7 protein-coding genes are annotated in these 23,473 nt (G+C 76.0%); all 7 read left to right on the top strand.

Going from position 1 to position 23,473, the window contains the following annotated elements; genetic code table 11:
• Positions 1-18 precede the first annotated feature (18 nt).
• Positions 19-1,581 (top strand): amino acid adenylation domain-containing protein, encoded by a 1,563-nt coding sequence (locus IE294_RS40960; protein WP_189894485.1) that lies wholly within the window; start codon positions 19-21, stop codon positions 1,579-1,581.
• On the top strand, positions 1,578-3,104 hold the full coding sequence (locus IE294_RS40955) for an AMP-binding protein (protein WP_189894471.1): 1,527 nt from the start codon (positions 1,578-1,580) through the stop codon (positions 3,102-3,104). The genes IE294_RS40960 and IE294_RS40955 overlap by 4 nt, the downstream gene beginning before the upstream one ends.
• The gene (locus IE294_RS40950; protein ID WP_189894470.1) at positions 3,101-4,339 is read left to right on the top strand and encodes a type III PLP-dependent enzyme domain-containing protein; all 1,239 of its coding nucleotides are present in this window, start codon (positions 3,101-3,103) and stop codon (positions 4,337-4,339) included. Before IE294_RS40955 ends, IE294_RS40950 begins: the two co-directional genes overlap by 4 nt.
• Positions 4,339-4,791, top strand: coding sequence for a cobalamin B12-binding domain-containing protein (locus IE294_RS40945; protein ID WP_189894469.1), 453 nt, complete (start codon positions 4,339-4,341; stop codon positions 4,789-4,791). Before IE294_RS40950 ends, IE294_RS40945 begins: the two co-directional genes overlap by 1 nt.
• On the top strand, positions 4,788-6,077 hold the full coding sequence (locus IE294_RS40940) for a methylaspartate mutase (RefSeq protein WP_189894468.1): 1,290 nt from the start codon (positions 4,788-4,790) through the stop codon (positions 6,075-6,077). The genes IE294_RS40945 and IE294_RS40940 overlap by 4 nt, the downstream gene beginning before the upstream one ends.
• Before the next feature lie 82 nt (positions 6,078-6,159).
• Positions 6,160-17,379, top strand: a complete 11,220-nt coding sequence (locus IE294_RS40935; protein WP_189894467.1) for a type I polyketide synthase — start codon at positions 6,160-6,162, stop codon at positions 17,377-17,379.
• 109 nt (positions 17,380-17,488) lie between these two features.
• Positions 17,489-23,473: type I polyketide synthase (locus IE294_RS40930; RefSeq protein ID WP_189894466.1), on the top strand; the 5,985-nt coding region annotated here is incomplete at its 3' end.

Below are 23,473 nucleotides of genomic sequence, written 5' to 3'. Positions count from 1 at the left end.
GCCACCGTGGACCCCACCATGGACGGCACGCTGTCCGGCCGGTTCGCGCGCGGCCTGGCCCTCGCCCCGGACCGGCCCGCGCTGCGCGCCGACGGCGTCGAGCTCACCTACCGCGAACTGCACGAACGCGCCCTGCTCCTGGCCGGCTCGCTGCTGGCCGGGTTCCCCGGGCGGCAGCCCGCCGTGGGGGTGCTGGCCGGCAAGGGACCCACGGCGTACGCGGCCCTGCTGGCCGGCCTGTACAGCGGCGTCACCGTCGTCCCCCTCCAGCCGGCCTTCCCCGCCGCCCGCACCCGGCAGATGATCGAGGCCGCCGGGGTCGGCGCGCTGCTCGCCGACGACGACGCCCTGCCCGCCCTGACCGCGCTGCACGAGGCCGGCGTCACCCTGCCGACCCTGTTCGCGCCCGGCGGCCACCCCATGCCGGCGCTCGCCGTCGACCCGGACAGCACCCTGAAGGCGCCCCTGCCGGCCCGGCCCTCCGACATCGCCTACGTGCTGTTCACCTCCGGCTCCACCGGCCGGCCCAAGGGCGTCCCGGTCACCCACGCCAACACCGCGCACTACTTCCGCCTGCTCGACGAGCGCTACGACTTCGGGCCGCATGACGTCTTCTCGCAGACCTTCGACCTCAACTTCGACTGCGCGATGTTCGACCTGTTCTGCGCCTGGGGCGCCGGCGCCGCCGTCGTATCGGTCCCGGCACGGGCGTACGCGCACCTGCCGGAGTTCGTGGCCGAGCAGCGGATGACCGTGTGGTTCTCCACGCCCAGCGCGATCACCCTGGTGCGCCGCACCGGCGGGCTCGGGCCGGGCGCGCTGCCGTCGCTGCGCTGGAGCTTCTTCGCGGGGGAGGCGCTCAGCTGCAAGGACGCCGAGGACTGGGCCGCCGCCGCGCCGGGCGCGACCCTGGAGAACCTGTACGGCCCCACCGAACTCACCATCACCGTCACCGCGCACCGCTGGACGCCGGGCCGGTACCTGAACGACATGGTGCCCATCGGCGCCGTCCACCCCGGCCACGCGACGCTCCTGCTGGACCCCTCCGGCAGGCCCACCACCGGGGGCGAGGGCGAACTGTGCGTCGCCGGACCCCAGTTGACCCCCGGCTACCTCGACCCGGCCGACGACACCGGACGGTTCCTGCACCACGACGGCCACCGCTTCTACCGCACCGGCGACCGCGTCCGGCGCGCCCTTGACGGAGGCTGGCTCTACCTGGGCCGGCAGGACGCCCAGGTCCAGGTGCACGGGGTGCGGGTGGAACTCGCCGAGGTGGACGCCGCCGCGCGCACCTGCCCGGGAGTCGAGGACGCCGTCACCGTCGCGGTGCCCGTGGACGGCACGGTGGAGCTGGCCGTCTTCCACACCGGCGAGCCCGTGCCGCCCGCCCGGCTCGCCCGGCACCTGCGGGAGCTGCTGCCGGCCGGGGTCGTCCCGCGCGCCTACCACCACCTGGACGCGCTCCCGCTCAACTCCAACCGCAAGACCGACCGCAGGAAGCTCGCCTCCCGGGCCACGGCCATGCGGCAGGCCACCGGGGCGGGACGCACACACGAAAGGCGGCAGGAGTCGCAGTGAACGGTCAACCGACAGCGCAGGCCCGTACCGACGCCCGGGTCCACGACCTGCTCGACGAGGCCACCGCCGAGCGCCCCGACGCCCCGGCGGTCACCGACGGCACGGGCCGCTGGACCTACCGGGAACTCGCCGCCCACAGCCACGCCGTCGACGCCTGGCTGGAAGAGCGCGGCATCGGCCACGGCGACCGGGTCCTCGTCCAGCTGCCCAGCACCCGCGAACTGGTCGCGCTGCTGTACGGCACCGCGCGCCGGGGCGCCGTCCTGGTCCCCGTCAACACCGGCATGAAGGACTACCACCTGCGGTCGGTCGCCGAGAACGCCGACCCCGCGCTGGTCGTCGTCGCCGATCCCGCCGTCGACCGGATCGCCGCCCTCGCCGGCGGCGTCCCGGTCCTCGGCCTCGGCGAGGCATGGCGGGAGATCACCGCACTGCGGGTGCGGGGGGCGCGCTCCGGCGGAGCGGACGTCGACCCCGAGGACATCGCCGTCCTCGTCTACACCTCCGGCTCCACCGCCGCCCCCAAGGCGGTGATCTGCCCGCACGGCCGGATGGTCTTCGCCACCGAGGCCATCAACCTGGAACTCGGCTACCGCCCCGACGACGTGGTGTTCTGCCGGTTCCCCATCTCCTGGGACTACGGCCTGTACAAGGTGCTGCTCACCGCGGCCGGCCGCTGCGAGATCGTGCTCGCCGACGGGGAGTCCGACCTGGTGCTGCTGCGCCGCATCCGCGAGACCGGCGCCACCATCGTCCCCATCGTGCCGTCCCTGGCCACCATGATCTGCGCCCTCGCCGAACGCGAACCCGGCCGGGAGTCCCGGGTGCGCATGTTCACCAACACCGGTGCCGCGCTGCCGAAGTCCACCGCCGACGGACTGCGCAGCGCGTTCCCCGGCGCCGAGGTGATCATCCAGTTCGGGCAGACCGAGTGCAAGCGCGTCTCCGTACTGCCGCCGGCCCACCAGGACGCCAAACCGGACTCGGTCGGCCGCCCGCTGCCCGGCACCCGCGCCTTCGTCGTGGACGACGAGGGCAACGCGCTGCCGCCCTGGCAGACCGGCGAGATCGTGGTCGAGGGCCCGCACGTCATGCCCGGCTACTGGCGCGCGCCGGAACAGACCGCACGCGCCTTCCGCCCCGCCCCCGGCGGCGGCCTGCGGCTGCACACCGGCGACTTCGGCCACGTGGACGAGGACGGCTTCCTGTACTACGAGGGCCGCCGCGACGACATGTTCAAGCACAAGGGCGTGCGCATGAGCACCACCGAGATCGAGAGCGCCGCCGCCGACGTCCCCGGCGTCCGCGCCGCCGCCGTGCTGCCGCCCGCCCCCGGCCGCGACCTCGCGGTGTTCGCCGAGGGCGACATCGACCCGCACACCCTGCTGAAGGAGCTGTCCCTGCGGCTTGAGCCCGCCAAGGTGCCCGGCGTGAGCCGCGTCGTGGCCGAGCTGCCGCTGACCCCGCACGGCAAGCACGACCGCAAGTGGCTCGCCCGACTCCTGGAAGGAACCACCCCGTGACCGGCCCCACCGAGCTGGCCGAACGCTTCGGCACCCCGTCCTACGTGTACGACCTGGACCGGGTGGCGGCGGCCCGCGACGACCTGTTCGCCGCGCTGCCCGACGAGGTCGAGGTGTTCTACGCCGCCAAGGCCAACCCGCACCCCGAAGTGCTGCGCGAGCTCCGCTGCGGCGGCACCCGCGGCTGCCGCGCCGAGATCAGCTCCGTCGGCGAACTCGACGCCGCCCTGCGGGCCGGCTTCCCCGGCGACCGGATCCTCTACACCGGCCCCGGCAAGACCACCGGGGAACTGACCGAGGCGCTGACGCGCGGCGTCCGCCTGTTCTCCACCGAGTCCCACGGCGACCTCCGCCGCGTCGGCGCAACAGCGCTCGAACTCGGCCTCACCGCCGACTGCCTGATCCGGGTCAACAACGCCACCGGCGCCGCCGCCACCAGCATCCGCATGACCGGCGTCCCCTCGCAGTTCGGCTTCGACAGCGAGACCCTGCCCGGCCTCGCCGCCGCACTGCGCGAGGTCCCCGGCACCAGCATCGCCGGACTCCACTTCTTCCCGCTGAGCAACGCCAAGGACGAGGCCAGCCTCGTCGCCGAGTTCCGCCACACCGTCGCCACCGCCGCCGCCCTCCAGGACGCCCTCGGCGTCACCTTCCGCTTCCTCGACATCGGCGGCGGGTTCGCCGCGCCCTACGCCGTGCAGGGCGAGCGGCCCGTCTACGGCGGGCTCCGCGACGCCCTCGCCGAGACCCTGGACGAGCACTTCCCCGGCTGGCGGGACGGCGCCCCGCGGATCGCCTGCGAGTCGGGCCGCTACCTGGTCGCCGACAGCGGCACCCTCCTGACCTCCGTCCTCAACGTCAAGGACAGCCGCGACACCCGCTACCTCGTCCTCGACGCCGGCATCAACACCTTCGGCGGCATGTCCGGACTCGGCCGCATCCTGCCCGTGTCCGTCGAGCCGCACGAGTCCGTCGGCGCCGACGGCACCCCGGCGAGCCTCGCCGGGCCGCTGTGCACCCCGGGCGACCTGCTCGGCCGGAACGTCCCGCTGCCCGAGCTCGCACCGGGCGACCTGCTCACCGTGCCCAACGCCGGCGCCTACGGACCCACGGCCAGCCTGCTGATGTTCCTCGGCCGACCCGCCCCCGCCGAGATCGTCGTCCGCGGCGACGTCCTCGTCTCCGTCTCCCGCATCCGGCACACCCGCACCTACGACCACGGACAGGCCCTGTGATGAGCCCCTTCCCGACCGCCTCCGCCCCCGGCGACCAGCCCGTGCTCGTGGCCGGCGGCATCTCCGACTCCCATACCTGGAACCTCGTCTACCTCCAGCTCCTTCTGGAGGAGCACGGGCATCGCGTGGTCAACCTCGGCCCCTGCGTCCCCGAGGACCTGCTCATCGCCGAGGCCCTCGCGCACCGCCCGGCCCTCATCGTGGTCAGCAGCGTCAACGGCCACGGCTATCACGACGGCATGCGCACCGTCACCCGGCTGCGCGAACATCCCGCGCTCGCCGGTGTGCCCGCCGTCATCGGCGGCAAGCTCGGCATCGCCGGCCCCTGCGGCGACGGCGAGGTGGCCGCGCTGCGCGCCGCGGGCTACGACGCGGTGTTCGACGACAGCGCCGAGGGCGTCGCCGCGTTTCGGCGGATGCTCGACACGCTGCCGCAGCGGGCCCTGGTGTGACCGGCGTCGGGTTCGGCGCGTTCGTGCGCCGGGCTCACGACGCCGGCCACCTGGTGGTCCAGCCCCGGATGGGGATGAGCAGCCCGGAACGGATGCGGGCCGGGCTGCTCGCCACCAAGGGCGCCGCGGCGACCACCGTCGGCACGATCACCCTGGACAGCTACACCCGGGTCGGCGACCTGGAGTCGGCCGAACTGGCCGTCCTGGAGGGCGTCGCCCTCAACGGCTACCCGATCGTGAGCCACGAGACGACCACCACCCTGAAAGTCCTCGACGGGATCCGCGGCCCCGACTTCCCCGTCCAGGTCCGGCACGGCTCGGCCGCGCCGGAGGACATCTTCCGGGCGCTGACGGCCGTCGGGCTCGACGCCTCCGAGGGCGGACCCGTCTCCTACTGCCTGCCCTACGGCCGGGTCCCGCTGCGCGAGTCCGTCGCCCACTGGGCCGCCTCCTGCGAACTGCTCACAGCACGGCGGGAATCGGGCGCCGAACCGCACCTGGAGACCTTCGGCGGCTGCGTCCTCGGCCAGCTCTGCCCGCCCGCCCTGCTCGTCGCGGTCAGCGTGCTGGAGGCGCTGTTCTTCCGCCGGCACGGCATCCGGAGCATTTCGCTGAGTTACGCGCAGCAGACCGACGCGCGCCAGGACGCCGAAGCGGTGGCCGCGTTGCGTAGCCTGTGCGCGCGACTGCTGCCGGACACCGAATGGCACGTCGTCGTCTACGCCTACATGGGACTGTTCCCGGAAACCGGGGAAGGCGCCTACCGGCTGCTCGGGAAAGCGGCGGAACTCGCCGCCGCCAGCGGCTCCGAACGGCTCATCGTGAAAACCGTCGCGGAATCCCGCCGTATTCCGTCGGTCGCCGAGAACGTCGCCGCCCTCGAATACGCCGCGGCCGTCGCCGCGCGCACGCCGCGCGCCCCACTCGACGGCACCGGCACCCAGACCTACGCCGAGGCGTCGGCGCTGGTGAACGCCGTGCTGGACCTGGACGACGATCTCGGCGCCGCGTTGCTCACGGCGTTCGCCAAGGGATATCTCGACGTTCCCTACTGTCTGCATCCGGACAACGCCGGATTCAGCCGGAGTTACATCGCCGCGGACGGCCGGCTGTGCTGGGCCGACATCGGAAGGATGCCGTTGAACGGTGTCGCCGACGTACGCCCGGCCCGCGCCATCACCTCCGCGGATCTGCTCGACTCGCTGTCCCATGTACGCCGTTCGTTCGACCGGAACGACCCCGGCGACACATGGCCGGTCGCGTTGCCGGCCCCTAGGGGTGCTTAAGGGTGTGGCCTTTCCGGGGCCGTCACTACGGTGTGGAAAAAGGTGAGGAAAACCGGTGTCGGCCGAAAGTGGAGATGCGTGGATGAACGGGCCCGGAACCGACTCAGCTCTGGCACGGCGGCTCGCCACGGCCGTACCGTCCCAGCACCGCAGGCTGGTCACCGAACTGGTGCGCACCGCCGTGACCGAGGCGATCGAAGCGGCCCGGCCGGGCACGGTGGACACCCTCGACCCGGCCGCCCCGTTCGCCGCGCAGGGACTCGACTCGCTCGCCGCCGTCGACCTGCACCGGCGGCTGACCGAGCGGACCGGGCTCGACCTGCCGGTCGGTGTCGCCTACGACTGCCCGACCGTGCACGACCTGGTGGCCCGGCTGCTCGCCGAGGTCCACGGCGGGGCCGACGTCCCCGACGAGCCGGCCGCCGACGGCAGCGCCGACGAACCCGTCGCGGTCGTCGGCATCGGCTGCCGCTTCCCCGGCGGCATCTCCTCGCCCGCCGACCTGTGGCGGCTGCTCACCGAGGGCGGCGAGGTGCTGTCCGGCTTCCCGCGGGACCGGGGCTGGGACCTGGACGCCCTCTTCGACGAGGACCCCGAGGTACCCGGCAGCGCCTACGTCCGCAGCGGCGGATTCCTCGACACCGCCACCGAGTTCGACGCCGACTTCTTCGGCATCAGCCCGCGCGAGGCGCTCGGCATGGACCCCCAGCAGCGGCTCGTCCTGGAGACGTCCTGGCAGGCCCTGGAGGACGCCGGCATCGACCCCACGGGACTGCGCGGCACGCCGGCCGGGATGTTCTTCGGCGCCGAGGTGCAGGAGTACGGGCCGCGCCTGCACGACGCCCCGGACGGGCTCGACGCCTACCTGCTCGCCGGGAACGCGAACAGTGTCATCTCCGGCCGCGTCGCCTACGTGCTGGGCGCCGAAGGGCCGGCCGTCACCGTCGACACCGCGTGCTCCGCCTCCCTGGTCGCCGTCCACCTGGCCTGCCGCTCGCTGCGGCAGGGCGAGTCCTCGCTCGCGCTCGCGGGCGGTGTCGCCGTCATGGGCGGTCCTGGTGTGTTCACCGCCTTCAGCCGGCAGCGGGGCCTCGCGCCCGACGGCCGCTGCAAGGCGTTCGCCGCCGCCGCGGACGGCACCGGATTCGCCGAGGGCGTCGGCGTGCTCGTCCTGGAGCGGCTGAGCGACGCCCGCCGCAACGGGCACCGTGTCCTGGCCCTCGTGCGCGGCTCGGCCGTCAACCAGGACGGCGCCTCCAACGGGCTGACCGCGCCCAACGGCACCTCCCAGCAGCGGCTGATCCGCCGGGCACTCGCCGACGCCGGCCTCACCGCCGCCGACGTCGACGTGGTCGAGGCGCACGGCACCGGCACCCGGCTCGGCGACCCCATCGAGGCGACCGCGCTCCTCGCCACCTACGGCCAGGGCCGGCCCGCCGACGCCCCGCTGCTGCTCGGCTCGGTCAAGTCCAACCTCGGGCACACCCAGGCCGCCGCCGGCGCCGCCGGCATGATCAAGACGATCCTCGCCATGCGGCACGGCCGCGTACCGGCGACCCTGCACGTCGACGCCCCCACCCCGAACGTCAACTGGTCCTCCGGCGCCGTGGAACTCGTCACCGAGGAACGCGCCTGGCCGCACACCGGCCGCGCCCGACGAGCGGGCGTGTCGTCCTTCGGCGTCAGCGGAACCAACGCCCACGTCATCCTGGAGGAGCCGAACCCCACGGACACGGGCCTCCCGGTGCGGCCGGAGGGGGCGGACGGCGGTGCGGTCGGCGGTGCGGTCGGCGGTCTTCCGGTGCGGGCGGGGGGCGTGGTCGGCGGCGCGGATGGCGGTCCTCGGGTTTCGTCGGAGAGCGGGGACGGTGGTCTTCCGCTGCGGTCGGGGCGCGCGGGTGCGGGGCTCCCGGTGCGGTCGGAGGGTGCGGACGGCGGTGCGAGCGGCGGTACTGCCGGGGCCTCGGAGTCCGCGGACGGCGGTCATTCGGTGCGGCCGGAGGGTGCGGTCGGCGGTCTTCCGGTGCGGTCGGAGGGTGCGGACGGCGGTGCGAGCGGCGGTACTGCCGGGGCCTCGGAGTCCGCGGACGGCGGTCATTCGGTGCGGCCGGAGCCCGCGGGTTCCCGGCTTCCGGTGCGGTCGGCGCGCGCGGACGGCGGTCCTTCCGGCCGTTCGGAGTCCTCGGGCAGCCACCGTTCCCGGAGGCCGGAGTCCCCGGCGGCCGGCGGGCCCGTGCACCCGGACTCCGCGCCCGGGAACGCCGACCCCGGTGCCCGCCTGGCCCCGCCCCCCGGCACCCCCCTGCCCTTCGCCCTGTCCGCCCGCGGCGGAGCCGCTCTGCGGGCCCGTGCCGCTGATCTGCTGGCTCTCGTGGACGAGGCCGACCCGCTGGACCTCGCCCACTCGCTGGCCACCACCCGGGCCGCCCTCGACGACCGGGCCGTCCTCGTCGCCGCCGACCGCGACGAACTGCGGGACGTGCTCAAGGACTTGGCCTCCGGGGCCACTCCGGTCACCGGGCGCGTCGACGGCGAGCTGGCCTTCCTGTTCACCGGGCAGGGCAGCCAGCGGATCGGCATGGGCCGCGAACTGGCCGCCGCCTACCCGGTGTTCACCGACGCCCTGGACGACGTCTGCGCCCACTTCGACCTCCAGCTCGCCCGGCCCCTGACGGACGTCCTGTTCGCCGGGCCCGGCACCCCCGAGGCCGAGCTGCTGCACCGTACCGAGTACGCGCAGCCCGCCCTGTTCGCCGTGGAGGTCGCCCTCCACCGGCTCCTGGAGAGCTGGGGCCTCACCCCGGACCAGCTCGCCGGGCACTCCGTCGGCGAGATCGCCGCCGCGCACGTGGCCGGCGTGCTCACCCTCCAGGACGCGACGATCCTGGTCGCCGCCCGTGGCCGGCTCATGCAGCGACTGCCCGAGGGCGGCGCCATGGTCGCCGTACGCGCCGCCGAGGACGAGGTGGCGCCGCTGCTCACCCCGCGCACCGGCATCGCCGCCGTCAACGGGCCCGCCTCCGTCGTGGTGTCCGGCGACGCGGACGACGTGGAGCGCATCGCCGCCGAACTCGCCGCGCGCGGCCACGACACCAAGCGGCTGCGGGTCAGCCACGCCTTCCACTCGCCGCTGATGGAACCGATGCTGGACGGGTTCCGGCGCGTGGTGAACGTGCTCGACTTCGCCGAGCCGAGAGTGCCGGTGGTCTCCACCGTCACCGGCGGGCCCGTCACCACCGAGCTGTGCGACCCCGAGTACTGGGTGGAGCACGTACGCGCCCGGGTCCGCTTCCGCGACGCCGTCCGCGCCCTCGCCGAGGCCGGGGTCCGCACCTTCCTGGAGGTCGGCCCCGACGCCGTCCTGACCGCCATGGGCCCCGACTGCACCGATGCCCCCGGCACCGCCTTCCTGCCGGTGCTGCGGCGCGAGCGGCCCGAGGCCCGCGAGGCCGTCGGCGCGCTCGCCGCCGCCCACGCCCGGGGCGTCCCCGTCGACTGGCGGCGGCACTTCGCCGGCCTCGGCGGGCACCGGATCGACCTGCCGCCCTACCCGTTCCAGCGGCGCCGCTTCTGGCTGGAGCAGCGCGCCGCCACCGACGCCGCCGGCCTCGGCCAGCTCCCCGCCGGCCACCCGCTGCTGGCCGCCGTGGTGGCCGTCGGCGCCGAGGGCGTCGTCCTGACCGGGCGGCTGTCCACCCGGACCCAGCCCTGGCTCGCCGACCACGTCATCGGCGGGCGGGTGCTGTTCCCCGGCACCGCCTTCGTCGAACTCGCCCTGCGCGCCGGCGAGCACGTCGGCGCGCACACCCTGGAGGAACTGACCCTCGGCGCCCCGCTCGTGCTGCGCGCCGACGAGGACGTCGCCGTGCAGGTCGCCGTCGGCGAGCCCGACGAGGCCGGGCGTCGCCCCGTCACCGTCCACACCCGCGCCGACGAAGCCGCCCCCTGGACCCAGCACGCCGCCGGCGTCCTCACCACCGCCGCCCCCGCCGCCACGGCCGACCTCACCGTGTGGCCCCCGCGGGACGCCCGCCCGCTCGACACCGCCGGCGTCTACGCGGACCTCGCCGACCAGGGCTACGGGTACGGCCCCGCCTTCCAGGGCCTGCGCGCCGCCTGGCGGCACGGTGACGACGTCTACGCCGAGGTCGCCCTGCCCGAGGAAGCCGCCACCGACGCCCCACGGTTCGGCCTGCACCCGGCGCTGCTCGACGCGGCCCTGCACGCCGCCGACCTCGACGCCCCGCCGCGCCCCGAGGTCCTGGTGCCTTTCGCCTGGAGCGGCGTCACCCTGCACGCCACCGGCGCCCCCGCCCTGCGCGTGAAGATCACCCGCGCCGGCGGCGACACCATCGCCCTGCGCCTCGCCGACGCCACCGGCGCCCCGGTGGCCGACATCGAGGCCCTGACCTCCCGTCCCGTACCGGACGGTGACGTCCTGTACGCGGTGCGGTGGTCGCCGTACCCCCGACCGGCGACCACCGCACCACCCCCGCGCACCGCCGTCCTCACGGACTCCGTGGACGCCCTGCTCGACGGCCCCGCCCCGGACGCCGTCGTGCACCGCGTGCCCGGCCCGGCGGACGCCGACGCCACCGCGGCGCGCGCCCACGTCCACCACGTCCTGCGGCTGCTGCGCACCTGGCAGACGGACGAGCGGCTGGCCGGCACCCGGCTCGTCGTCGTCACCCCGCCCGGCAGTCCCGCCCACGCGGCCGTCCGCGGCCTCGTCCGGTCCGCCCAGGCGGAGAACCCCGGCCGGTACGTCCTCGTCGAGCACGAGGAGCTGCCCGGCGAGGCCGACCTGCGGCAGGTCCTCGCCACCGGCGAAGCCGAACTGTCCCTCGCCGAAGGCGGGTTCGACGTGCCCCGGCTGACCGTCCTGCCCTCCGGAGACGAACCCACCGCCGACTGGGGCACCGTCCTCGTCACCGGCGGCACCGGCGGCCTCGGCGCGCTGCTCGCCATGCACCTGGTCCGCACCCACGGCGTGCGCCGCCTGGTGCTCGCCGGCCGCCGGGGTACGGCCCCCGGCCTGCACGCCGAACTCACCGCGCTCGGCGCCGAGGTGACCGTGGCCGCCTGCGACGTGGGCGACCGCGAGGCGCTGCGCCGCCTGCTCGCCGAGCACCCCGTCGACTCCGTCGTGCACGCGGCGGGCACCGTCCGCGACGGCGTCGTGGACACCCTCACCGACGCGATGGTGGACGAGGTCTTCCACGCCAAGGCGCTGGGCGCCTGGCACCTGGACGAGCTGACCCGGGACCGCGACCTCGCCCACTTCGTGCTGTTCTCCTCCCTCGCCGCCGTCCTCGACGGCCCCGGCCAGGGCAACTACGCCGCCGCCAACGCCTACCTCGACGCCCTCGCCGCGCACCGCGCCGCCCTCGGCCTGCCCGCCACCGCGCTCGCCTGGGGCCTGTGGGACACCGACAGCGGCATGGGCGCCGCACTGGACGAGGCCGCCCGGGAGCGCATCGCGGCCTACGGCATCCCCGGCCTGTCCGCCGCCCGCTGCCTGGAGCTGTTCGACGCGGCCGTCCGCTCCCGCGCGCCCCACCTCGTCCCCGTCGAGATCGACGCCGCCGCCGTACGCCGCCGCACCGACGGCATACCGCCGCTGCTGACCGGCCTCGTCCGCCCGGCCACCCGCCGCGCCGCCGCGAGCGCCCCACCCGCCACGGCCACGGACGGACGGCTCGCGGCGCTGCCCGCCGCCGACCGCGACCGCGCCCTGCTCGACCTGGTGCGCACCGAGGTCGCGGCCGTCCTCCGGCACGACGGGCCGTCCGCCATCGACCCCGGCCGGGCCTTCACCGACCTCGGCTTCGACTCGCTGGCGGCCGTGGAGCTGCGCAACCGGCTGAACGCCGCCACCGGGCTGCGGCTGCCCGCCACCCTCGTCTTCGACCACCCCACCTCCCGCGCTCTGGCCGAGCACATCCGCGACACGCTCTTCGGCACCGGCCCGCAGCGCACTCCCGCCGTCGCCACGCGCACCGCACCGGACGACGACCCGATCGCCATCGTCGGCATGAGCTGCCGCTACCCCGGCGGTGTCCGCTCCCCGGAGGACCTGTGGCGGCTCGTCGCCGACGGCGTCGACGCGGTCGGCGCCTTCCCGGCGGACCGCGGCTGGGACACCGAGGCGCTGTACGACCCCGAGCCGGGAACCCCCGGCCGCACCTACACCCGCGAGGGCGCCTTCCTGTACGACGCGGCCGAGTTCGACGCCGGCTTCTTCGGCATCGGCCCCCGCGAGGCCACCGCCATGGACCCGCAGCAACGACTGCTCCTGGAGGTGTCCTGGGAGGCGCTGGAGCGCTCCGCCATCGACCCGCACCGGCTGCGCGGCTCGCGCACCGGTGTGTTCGCGGGCGTCATGTACCACGACTACGGCACCTGGCTCGCCGAGGTGCCCGAGGACCTCGCCGCCTACCTCGGCAACGGCAGCCTCGGCAGCGTCGTCTCCGGCCGGGTCGCCTACGCCCTCGGCCTGGAGGGACCGGCCGTCACCGTCGACACGGCCTGCTCCTCCTCCCTGGTCACCCTGCACCTGGCGGCCCAGGCGCTGCGGCAGGGCGAGTGCGACCTCGCCCTGGTCGGCGGCGTGACCGTCATGTCGACACCGGACACGTTCATCGACTTCGCCCGGCAGCGCGGGCTGGCCGCCGACGGCCGCTGCAAGTCCTTCGCCGCCGCGGCCGACGGCACCGGCTGGGGCGAGGGCGCCGGCGTGCTCGTCGTGGAACGCCTCTCCGACGCGCTCCGCAACGGCCACCGCGTGCTCGCCCTGGTCCGTGGCTCCGCCGTCAACTCCGACGGTGCCTCCAACGGCCTCACCGCACCCAACGGCCCCTCCCAGCAGCGCGTCATCCGCGCCGCGCTGGCCGCCGCCGGGCTCGGCCCCGTCGACGTCGACGCCGTCGAGGCGCACGGCACCGGCACCACCCTCGGCGACCCGATCGAGGCGCAGGCCCTGCTCGCCACTTACGGCCAGGGCCGCGCCGAGCCGCTGTGGCTGGGCTCCGTCAAGTCGAACATGGGGCACACGCAGGCCGCCGCCGGTGTCGCCGGCGTCATCAAGATGGTGATGGCGATGCGCAACGGGGTCCTGCCCAAGACCCTGCACGTCGACGCGCCGTCCCCCCAGGTCGACTGGGACGCGGGCGCGGTACGGCTGCTCACCGAGCGGCGCCCGTGGCCGGCCCCGGACCGGCCGCGCCGCGCCGGTGTGTCCTCGTTCGGGATCAGCGGCACCAACGCCCACGTGATCCTGGAGGAGTTCGCCCGGCCCGAGCCCGCCGAGCCGGACCCCGCCACCGCTCCGCCGGTGCTCGCCCTGCCCGTCTCCGCCCGCTCGCCCGAGGCCCTGCGCGGCCAGGCCCGGCGCCTGCGGGAGCTGACCGGCACGACCGCGGCCGACCTCGGCCTGGCCCTGGCCACCACCCGCGGCACCCACTCGCACCGCGCCGTGCTCCTGGCCGGCGACGGCGACCGGGCCGCCGCCGCGCTGGACGCCCTGGCCCACGGCACCGAGGCACCCGGGCTGCTCGTCACCGGCTCCGCCACCGACGGCACGCTCGCCTACCTGTTCTCCGGCCAGGGCGCCCAGCGCCCCGGCATGGGCCGCGACTGGTACGACGCCTTCCCCGTCTACGCCGAGCACTTCGACCGCGCCGCCGCCCTCTTCGACAAGCACCTCGAACGGCCCCTGGCCGAGGTCGTGTTCGGCGACGACCCGGGGACCCTGGAGCAGACCGCATACACCCAGGCCGCGCTGTTCACCACCCAGGTCGCGCTCTACCGGCTGCTGGAGTCCTTCGGGCTGCGCCCCGACTGGCTGGCGGGCCACTCCGTCGGCGAGTTCGCCGCCGCGCACGTCGCGGGCGTGTGGTCGCTGCCGGACGCCGTCACCGCGGTCGCCGCCCGGGGCCGGCTCATGCAGGCGCTGCCCGAGGGCGGCGCGATGATCGCCGTACAGGCCACCGAGGAGGAGGTGGCGGCGCTGCTGGACGGGCGGTGCGGGATCGCCGCCGTCAACGGCCCCCGCGCCGTGGTCGTCTCCGGCGACGAGGACGCCGTCACCGAGGTCGCCGCGCACTTCACGACCACCCGCCGGCTGCGCGTCTCGCACGCCTTCCACTCACCCCGCATGGAGCCCATGCTGGCCGCGTTCCGGGAGGTCATGACCGGCATCGAGGCCGCCGAACCGGCCGTGCCGATCGTCTCTACCCTCACCGGCGCACCGGCCGGCGCCGCCGAACTCGGCTCCGCCGACTACTGGGTGCGGCACGTGCGGCAGACCGTGCGCTTCGCCGACGCCGTCACCGCGCTGGCCGCGCGGGGCGCCGACACCTTCCTCGAACTCGGGGCCGTACCCGTGCTCACCGCCCTGGGCCCCGACTGCCTGCCGGACGCCGAGGACACCGCGTTCGTCCCGTCCGGCCGGAAGGACACCGACCCCGTGCCCGGCCTGCTGGCCGCCCTGGCCGCCGTGCACACCCGGGGCTTCGACGTCGACTGGGCGGCGCTCTACGCGTCGTACGAGGGCCGCCGGGTCGAGCTGCCCACCTACGCCTTCGAGCACCGCCGGTACTGGCTGCCCACGCCCGCCGTCGCCGCCGGCGACGCCGCCGGACACGGGCTCGCCGCCGCCGGCCACCCGCTGGTCAGCGCCCGCCTGGACCTGCCCGGCGACGCCGGGATCCTGCTCACCGGCCGGATCTCCACCGCCACCCACCCCGTCCTCGCCGAGCACGCGGTGCTGGGCACGGTCCTGGTGCCCGGTGCCGCGCTGGTCGACCTCGCCCTGCACGCCGGACGCCTCACCGGACGCCCCGCCGTGGAGGAACTGACCCTCCAGGCCCCGCTGGTGCTGGACGCGGACACCGCCGTCCACCTCCAGGTCGCGACCGGCCCCGACGGCACCGTCGAGATCCACTCACGCCCCGAGAACGCCCCGGCGGACGCGGGCTGGACCCGGCACGCCACCGGCACCCTCACCAGCTCCGCCACCGCGCCCCCGCCCGTGCCCGGCGCCTGGCCGCCGCCCGGCGCCACCCCGCTCGACGTCACCGGCCTCTACCCGCGCCTGCACGCCGAGGGCTACGACTACGGCCCCGTCTTCCGCGGCGTCAAGGCCGCCTGGCGGCACGGCGACTGCCTCCTCGCCGAAGTCCACCTGCCCGACTCCGCACGGCAGGACGCCGCCCGGCACACCCTGCACCCGGCCCTGCTGGACTCCGCCCTGCACGTCACGGCCTTCGCGGACGGTGAGCCGGACGAGAGCACCGACGGCATCGCCCTGCCCTTCGCCTGGACCGGCGTCGCCCCGCACGGCCCGGGCGGCCTCACCGCCCGCGTCCGCGTCACCCCCGGCACCGACGGCACCCGCATCGACCTCGCGGACGGCGAGGGCCGGCCCCTCGCCACCGTCGCGTCGTACGTCACCCGGCCCGTCACCGCCGACCGGCTCACCCAGCGGCAGCGCCACCTCTACGCCGTCACCGACGAACCGCTGCCCGAGGCCGCCGGACGCCCCGACCGCCGTACCTGGGCGGTCCTCGGCGACGACGACCTCGGCCTCGGCGTCCCCGTGCACGCCGGCCTGGACGCGCTCGGCGCCTCGGTGCCCGACGTGGTGATCCTGCCGGTCACCGCGCCGCGCGCGGACGGCGAGCGACTGCCGGACGCCGTGCGGGCCGTGCTCGGCCGCACCCTCCAGACCCTGCGGGCCTGGACGGCCGACGACCGGTACAGCGGGTCCGTGCTGGTGGTGCTCACCGGCGGCGGCCTCGCCGACGCCGCCGTGCACGGCCTGGTGCGGGCCGCGCAGGCCGAGGACCCCGGCCGCGTCCTGCTCGTCGGACGGACCGGCCCCGACGGCCCCGTACCGGACCGGGCCGCACTCGCCGCCCTCCTCGACTCAGGGGAGCCGGAGGTCCGCTGGCGGGACGGCCGCGCGCACGCCCCGCGCCTGGTGCGCGCCGACGACTCCCCGGCACCGGAACGCCCGTGGGGCACCGTCCTCGTCACCGGCGGCACCGGCGGACTCGGCGCCCTCGTCGCCCGCCACCTGGCCGCCCGGCACGGCGTCACCCGACTGGTGCTGACCAGCCGCCGCGGACCCGGCTCGCCCGGCGCCGCCGCCCTGCGCGCGGACCTGGCAAAACGGGGCGCCGACGCCGAGATCGTCGCCTGCGACGTGTCCGACCGCGCCGCGCTCGCCGCCCTGCTCACCGCACACCCCGTGGACAGCGTCGTCCACACCGCCGGCGTCCTGGACGACGGCCTGGTGGCCTCGCTGACGCCGGAGCGGCTGGACACCGTGCTGCGGCCCAAGGCGGACGCCGCCTGGCACCTGCACGACCTCACCCAGGACCGGGAACTGTCCCGCTTCGTGCTGTTCTCCTCGGCCGCCGGCACCCTCGACGCCTCCGGCCAAGGCAACTACGCCGCCGCCAACGTCTTCCTCGACGCGCTGGCCGCCCACCGCGCCGGGCTCGGCCTGCCCGCCACCTCCCTCGCCTGGGGACTGTGGTCCGGCGGCGGCATGGGCGCGGCCCTCGACCACACCGGGGTCCAGCGCATCGAACGCTCCGGCATCGGCGCGCTCGACCCGGACGAGGGGCTGGAGCTGTTCGACGCCGCCGTGGCCACCGGCAGCCCCGCCCTGGTACCGGTACGGCTGGACACCGCGGCCCTGCGCCGGCGCGGCGACGACGTCCCGGCCGTGCTGCGGACCCTGGCCGGCGCCCGCGCCCGCACGGCCGGCGACGACCGGGCCCGCACCCTGGGCGAGCGGCTGGCCGGACTCCCCGCCGCCGACCACGAACACACCGTCCTGGAGGCGGTCCGCACCGAGGTCGCCGCCGTCCTCGGCCACGCCGGGCCGGCCGCCGTCGAACCGCGCCGCGCCTTCACCGAGCTGGGCTTCGACTCGCTCGCCGCCGTCGAACTGCGCAACCGGCTGAACGCGGTCTGCGGACTGCGCCTGCCGTCCACGCTGATCTTCGACTACGCCACCCCGGCGGCCCTCGCCGGCCACCTCCTCCAGCGGCTCCTCCCGGACACCGCGGACCCCGAACCCCCGGCCGCCGCGCACGGCGACGACGAACTGCGCGCCCTGATCTCCCGCATCCCCGTCGCCCGCATCCGGGAAGCCGGCCTGCTCGACAGCCTGTTGCAGCTCTCCGAGCCGTCCCCGGCCCCCGCCCCCGCCGACCGCGCCCTGGACATCAAGTCCATGGCCGTCGCCGACCTGGTGCGCGCCGCGCTCGACCGCAGCGGCACCCACTGATCCCGCCCCGATGCCGGACGACGCGCCTGGTCCGGCACCGGGCCACCCGTACCGGCGCACCTCCACCGCGTCACCAGCGCCGCCGAACCAACAGGGAGCGACACCGACCGTGGACACATCCGTCGAGCAGATCGTCGAGGCGCTGCGCGAGTCATTGCTCGATAACGAGCGGCTGCGCCGGCAGAACGCCCAGCTCACCGAGGCGGCGCAGGAGCCCGTCGCGATCGTCGCCATGAGCTGCCGCTACCCCGGCGGCGTCACCACCCCCGAGCAGCTGTGGGAGCTGGTCGACACCGGCACGGACGCCGTCGGCGACTTCCCCGCGGACCGCGGCTGGGACACCGAGGGCATCTACGACCCCGACCCCGACGCCCCCGGCAAGACCCATGTGCGCGAGGGCGGGTTCCTGTACGACGCGCCGCGGTTCGACCCCGGCTTCTTCGGCATCAGCCCCCGCGAGGCCATCGCCATGGACCCGCAGCAGCGGCTGCTGCTGGAAACGTCCTGGGAGGCCTTCGAACGCGCCGGCATCGACCCGCACACCCTCAAGGGCAGCCGCACCGGCGTCTACGCCGGCGTCATGTACCACGACTACGGCAGCTGGCTCACCGAGGTGCCGGAGGGCGTCGAGGGCTACCTCGGCAACGGCAACCTGGGCAGCGTCGCCTCCGGCCGCGTCTCCTACACCCTCGGCCTGGAAGGGCCCGCCGTCACCGTCGACACCGCCTGCTCCTCCTCGCTCGTCGCCCTCCACCTCGCGGTGCGGGCACTGCGCAGCGGCGAGTGCGACCTCGCCCTCGCCGGCGGCGTCACGGTCATGTCCACCCCGGACACCTTCATCGACTTCTCCCGCCAGCGCGGGCTCGCGCTGGACGGCCGCTGCAAGTCCTTCGCGGAGGGCGCGGACGGCACCGGCTGGGGCGAGGGCGCCGGCCTGCTCCTGCTGGAACGGCTCAGCGACGCCCGGCGAGGCGGCCACCGCGTGCTGGCCGTGGTCCGCGGCACCGCGGTCAACCAGGACGGCGCCTCCAACGGCCTCACCGCCCCCAACGGCCCCTCGCAGCAGCGGGTCATCCGCGCCGCCCTCGCCGACGCCCGCCTGGAACCCCGCCAGGTGCACGCCGTCGAGGCCCACGGCACCGGTACCCCGCTGGGCGACCCGATCGAGGCCCAGGCGCTGCTGGCCACCTACGGCCAGGACCGGGCCGAGCCGCTGTGGCTGGGGTCGGTCAAGTCCAACATCGGGCACACCCAGGCCGCCGCCGGTGTCGCCGGGGTCATCAAGATGGTGATGGCCATGCGGCACGGCCGGCTGCCCAGGACCCTGCACGCCGAACAGCCGACCTCCCGGGTCGACTGGGAGGAGGGCGCCGTCGAACTGCTGAAGGACGCCCGCGACTGGCCCGCCGACGGCGAGCCCCGCCGCGCCGCCGTCTCCTCCTTCGGTATCAGCGGCACCAACGCCCACGTCATCGTCGAGGCCGCCCCGGAGCCCGAGCCCCGCGCACCGGAGCCCTCCTGGACCGGACCGCTCCCGCTGGTGCTGTCCGGCCACGGCGAACCGGGCCTCGCCGCCCAGGCCCGCGGCGTGCTGGACCACCTCACCACCGGCACCGACCCCGTCCCCGACATCGCCCACACCCTCGCCACCGGACGCGCCGCGCTCACCGAACGGGCCGTCGTCACCGGCGCCGACCTGTCCGCCCTCACCGCGGGTCTGACCGCCCTCGCCGAGGGCGGCACCGCGCCGAACGTGGTGCGCGGCAGGCCCGCGACCGAGTCCCGGATCGCCTTCGTCTTCCCCGGACAGGGCTCCCAGTGGGCCGGGATGGCCGCCGACCTGCTCGACACCTCAGCCGAGTTCGCCGCGCGCATGGCCGACTGCGCCGCCGCCCTCGCACCCGTCACCGACTGGGACCTCATCGAGACCGTACGGGCGCGGCAGCCGCTGGAGCGGGTGGACGTCGTCCAGCCCGTGCTGTGGGCGATCATGGTGTCGCTCGCCGAGGTGTGGCGCGCCCACGGGGTCCGGCCCGCCGCCGTCATCGGCCACTCCCAGGGCGAGATCGCCGCCGCCTGCGTGGCCGGCGCGCTCTCCCTCGCCGACGGCGCCCGCGTCGTCGCCCTGCGCAGCCAGGCCATCGCCCGCGAACTCTCCGGCCGCGGCGGCATGATGTCGGTGGCGCTGCCCGAGGCCCGGGTGCGCGAGCTCATGGGCCGCTACGACGGCCGGGTCGCGGTGGCCGCCGTCAACGGCGCCTCCTCCGTGGTGCTGTCCGGCGACGCCGAGGCCCTGGACGAGCTCCGCGAGACCATCGTGGCCGGCGGCGACCGCGCCAAGCGGCTCCCCGTGGACTACGCCTCGCACTGCGCGCACGTCGAGTCGATCCGGGAGCGGCTGCTCGCCGACCTGGCGGGCATCCGGGCCCGGCCCGCCGAGGTGCCGTTCTACTCCACCGTCACCGGCGCCCGGCTGGACACCACCCGCCTGGACGCCGGTTACTGGTACACCAACCTGCGCCAGAGCGTGCTGTTCGAGCCCGCCATCCGCACCCTGCTCGACGCCGGGTACGGGGTGTTCGTGGAGTGCGGCCCGCACCCCGTGCTGCTGCACAGCATCGAGGAGACCGCGGACGCCGCGGGCGCCGACGTCACCGGCCTCGGCTCGCTGCGCCGCGACGACGGCGGCCCCGAGCGTGTCCTGACCGCCCTGGGCGAGGCCTTCGTCGCGGGCGTCCCGGTCGACTGGTCGGCCGTGTTCGGCGGCATGCCGGTGCGCGCCGCCGACCTGCCCACCTACGCCTTCCAGCGCGAGCGGTACTGGTTGGGCCGGTCCGCCGCCACCGGTGACGTCACAGCCGCCGGCCTGGACACCACCGGCCACCCGCTGCTGGGCGCCGCCGTCCCGGTCGCCGAGGGCGGCACCCTGTTCACCGGCCGGCTGTCCACCGCCACCGCCCGCTGGCTTGCCGACCACGCCGTGTCCGGCACCACCCTGCTGCCCGGCACCGCCCTGGTCGAGCTGGCGCTCGGCGCGGGCCACGACCTCGGCTGCGGGCACCTCGCCGAACTGACCCTCCAGACACCGCTGCCGCTGCCCGAGCGGGGCGCGGTCCAGCTCCAGCTGCACGTGGCCGCCGCCGACGACAGCGGACACCGCGCGCTGACCGTCCACTCCCGCCCCGAGGGCGCCGACGGCACGGCCTGGACCCTGCACGCCACCGGCCTGCTCGCCCCCCGGACCGCCCCGCCGTCCTTCGACCTGACGGCCTGGCCGCCCCAGGGCGCCCAGCCCGTACCGGTCGAGGACGCCTACGACCGCCTGGCCGGCCTCGGCTACGACTACGGGCCCGCCTTCCAGGGGCTGCGCGCGGTCTGGTGGCGCGGCGACGAGACCTTCGCCGAGGTCGAACTGCCGGTCGAGCGTGAGGGCTTCGCCCTGCACCCGGCGCTGTTCGACGCCGCCCTGCACGCCGACGGCCTCGCCGCGGACGGTTCCCCCGCCGACGGTCAGGTCACCGCCAGGCTGCCCTTCGCCTGGACCGGGGTCTCGCTGTACGCGGCCGGGGCCACCGCCCTGCGGGTCCGGCTGCGCGGCGGCGAGACGCTCTCCCTTCAGCTGGCCGACCCCACGGGCGCCCCGGTCGCCGAGGTCGAGGCCCTCGTCTCCCGGCCCGTCGACCCGGCCGCCCTCACCCCGGCCGCCCGCCCGGACGACCTCTACCGCCTTCACTGGCCGGCCCTGCCCGTGCCCGAGGCGCCCGCGCCGGGCTTCGCCGTCCTGGACGAACAGGGCCCGGCCGCGCTGGACACCGTGCCCGCGTGGGTGGTGCTGCCGGCCGGCGACGCCGACCCGCTCACCGGGGTGCGCCGGGCGACCGAGCGGGTGCTGACCGCCGTACACGACTGGCTGGCCGACGAACGCACCGCCTCCGCACGGCTGCTGGTGCTCACGCGCGGCGCCGTCGCGGTGGGGGAGGAGGACGTCACCGATCTGGCGGGAGCCGCCGTGTGGGGCCTGGTCCGGGCCGCGCAGGGCGAGCACCCGGGCCGGTTCGTGCTCGTGGACGGCGCCGACGCCGACGCCGCCGTGGCCGTCGCGGCGGCCACCGCGGAACCCCAACTCGCCCTGCGCGACGGCACCGTCCACGTGCCCCGGCTCGCCCGCGCCACCCCGGGAGGACCGGCGCCCGCCCTCGACCCGGACGGCACCGTGCTGATCACCGGCGGCACCGGCGTGCTCGGCGCCCTGGTCGCCCGTCACCTGGTCGCCGCGCACGGCATGCGCCGCCTGGTGCTCGCCGGGCGCAGCGGCACCGCCGCCGACGACTTCACCGACCTGGACGCGGAGATCGTCGTGGCCCGCTGCGACGCCGCCGACCGCGGCCAACTGGCCCGCCTCCTCGCCGACGTACCGGCCGAGCGCCCGCTGACCGCCGTCGTCCACCTCGCCGGCGTCCTCGACGACGGACTGGTGACCGACCAGACGCCCGAACGCCTTGACGCCGTACTGCGTCCCAAGGCCGACGCCGCCTGGCACCTGCACGAGCTGACCCGCGACCTCGGCCTCGCCGCGTTCGTCCTGTTCTCCTCCGCCGCCGGCACGGTCGACGGCGCCGGACAGTCCGGCTACGCCGCCGCCAACGCCTTCCTCGACGCGCTGGCCGCCCACCGCAGGCACCACGGCCTGCCCGCGCACTCGCTGGCCTGGGGCTTCTGGGAGCAGCGCACCGGACTGACCGCCCACCTCACCGACGCCGACGTGGCCCGCATGGCCCGCGCGGGCGTGCGCCCCCTCGCCACCGAGGAGGGCCTGCGGCTGCTCGACGCCGCCCTGGGCGCCGCCGAGCCGCTGCTGCTCCCGGTCGGCCTGGACCTGGCCGTCCTGCGCCGCGCCGGCGATGTCCCGGCCGTGCTGCGCGCTCTGGTGCCCGTGCGCGCCCGCCGTACCGCGGCCTCCCGCGCGGACGCCGGGTCGCTCGCCGACCGGCTGGCCGCCCTCGGCCCCGGTGAACGCGACGCGGCCCTCACGGAACTCGTCCGCACCCATGTCGCCGCCGTCCTCGGCCACGGCGGCGACATGACGCTCGATCCGCGCCGCTCCTTCCGCGAGCTGGGCTTCGACTCGCTGACCGCCGTGGAACTGCGCAACCGCCTCGGCACCGCGGTCGGCCTGCGCCTGCCCGCCACCCTCGTCTTCGACTACCCCGACGCGGGCGCCCTCGTGGGCTTCCTGCGGAGCGAACTGTTCGGGGACCGGGCCGAGGCCGCCGCCGAGGCCGCCGCGCGGGAACCCGACGAGCCGGTCGCCATCGTCGCCATGGCCTGCCGCTACCCCGGCGGCGTCAGCACACCCGAGGAGCTGTGGCGGCTGCTCGCCGACGGCGGTGACGGCATCGGCGCCTTCCCCACCGACCGCGGCTGGGACCTGGACGGCCTGTACGACCCGGAGCCGGGCAAGGCCGGCCACTCCTCCACCCGGGCGGGCGGATTCCTGTACGACGCAGCCGACTTCGACCCCGACTTCTTCGGCATCGGCCCGCGCGAGGCCCTCGCCATGGACCCGCAGCAGCGACTGCTCCTGGAGACCTCCTGGGAGGCGCTGGAACGGGCCGGCATCGACCCGCACTCCGTGCGCGGCAGCCGCACCGGCGTCTTCGCGGGCGTCATGTACCACGACTACGCCAGCCGGCTGCGGCACGTCCCCGAGTCCGTCCGCGACTACCTCGGCAACGGCAGCCTCGGCAGCGTGGCCTCCGGCCGGGTCGCCTACGCCCTCGGCCTGGAGGGGCCGACGCTCACCGTCGACACGGCCTGCTCGTCGTCCCTGGTGGCACTGCACCTGGCCGCGCAGGCGCTGCGGCAGGGCGAGTGCACCCTGGCGCTGGCCGGCGGTGTGTCCGTGATGTCGACCGCCGACACGTTCGTGGACTTCAGCAGGCAGCGCAACCTCGCCGCCGACGGCCACGCCAAGTCCTTCGCCGACGCCGCCGACGGCACCGCCCTGTCCGAGGGCGCCGGCGTGCTCGTCCTGGAGCGGTTGTCGGACGCGCGGCGCAACGGGCATCCGGTGCTGGCCGTCGTGCGGGGTTCG

This window comes from Streptomyces canarius (genome assembly GCF_014650735.1).
Taxonomy (GTDB): domain Bacteria; phylum Actinomycetota; class Actinomycetes; order Streptomycetales; family Streptomycetaceae; genus Streptomyces; species Streptomyces olivaceoviridis.
The sequence above is the reverse complement of the archived record's forward strand: the minus strand, read 5'-3'. Positions and strand labels throughout refer to the sequence as shown.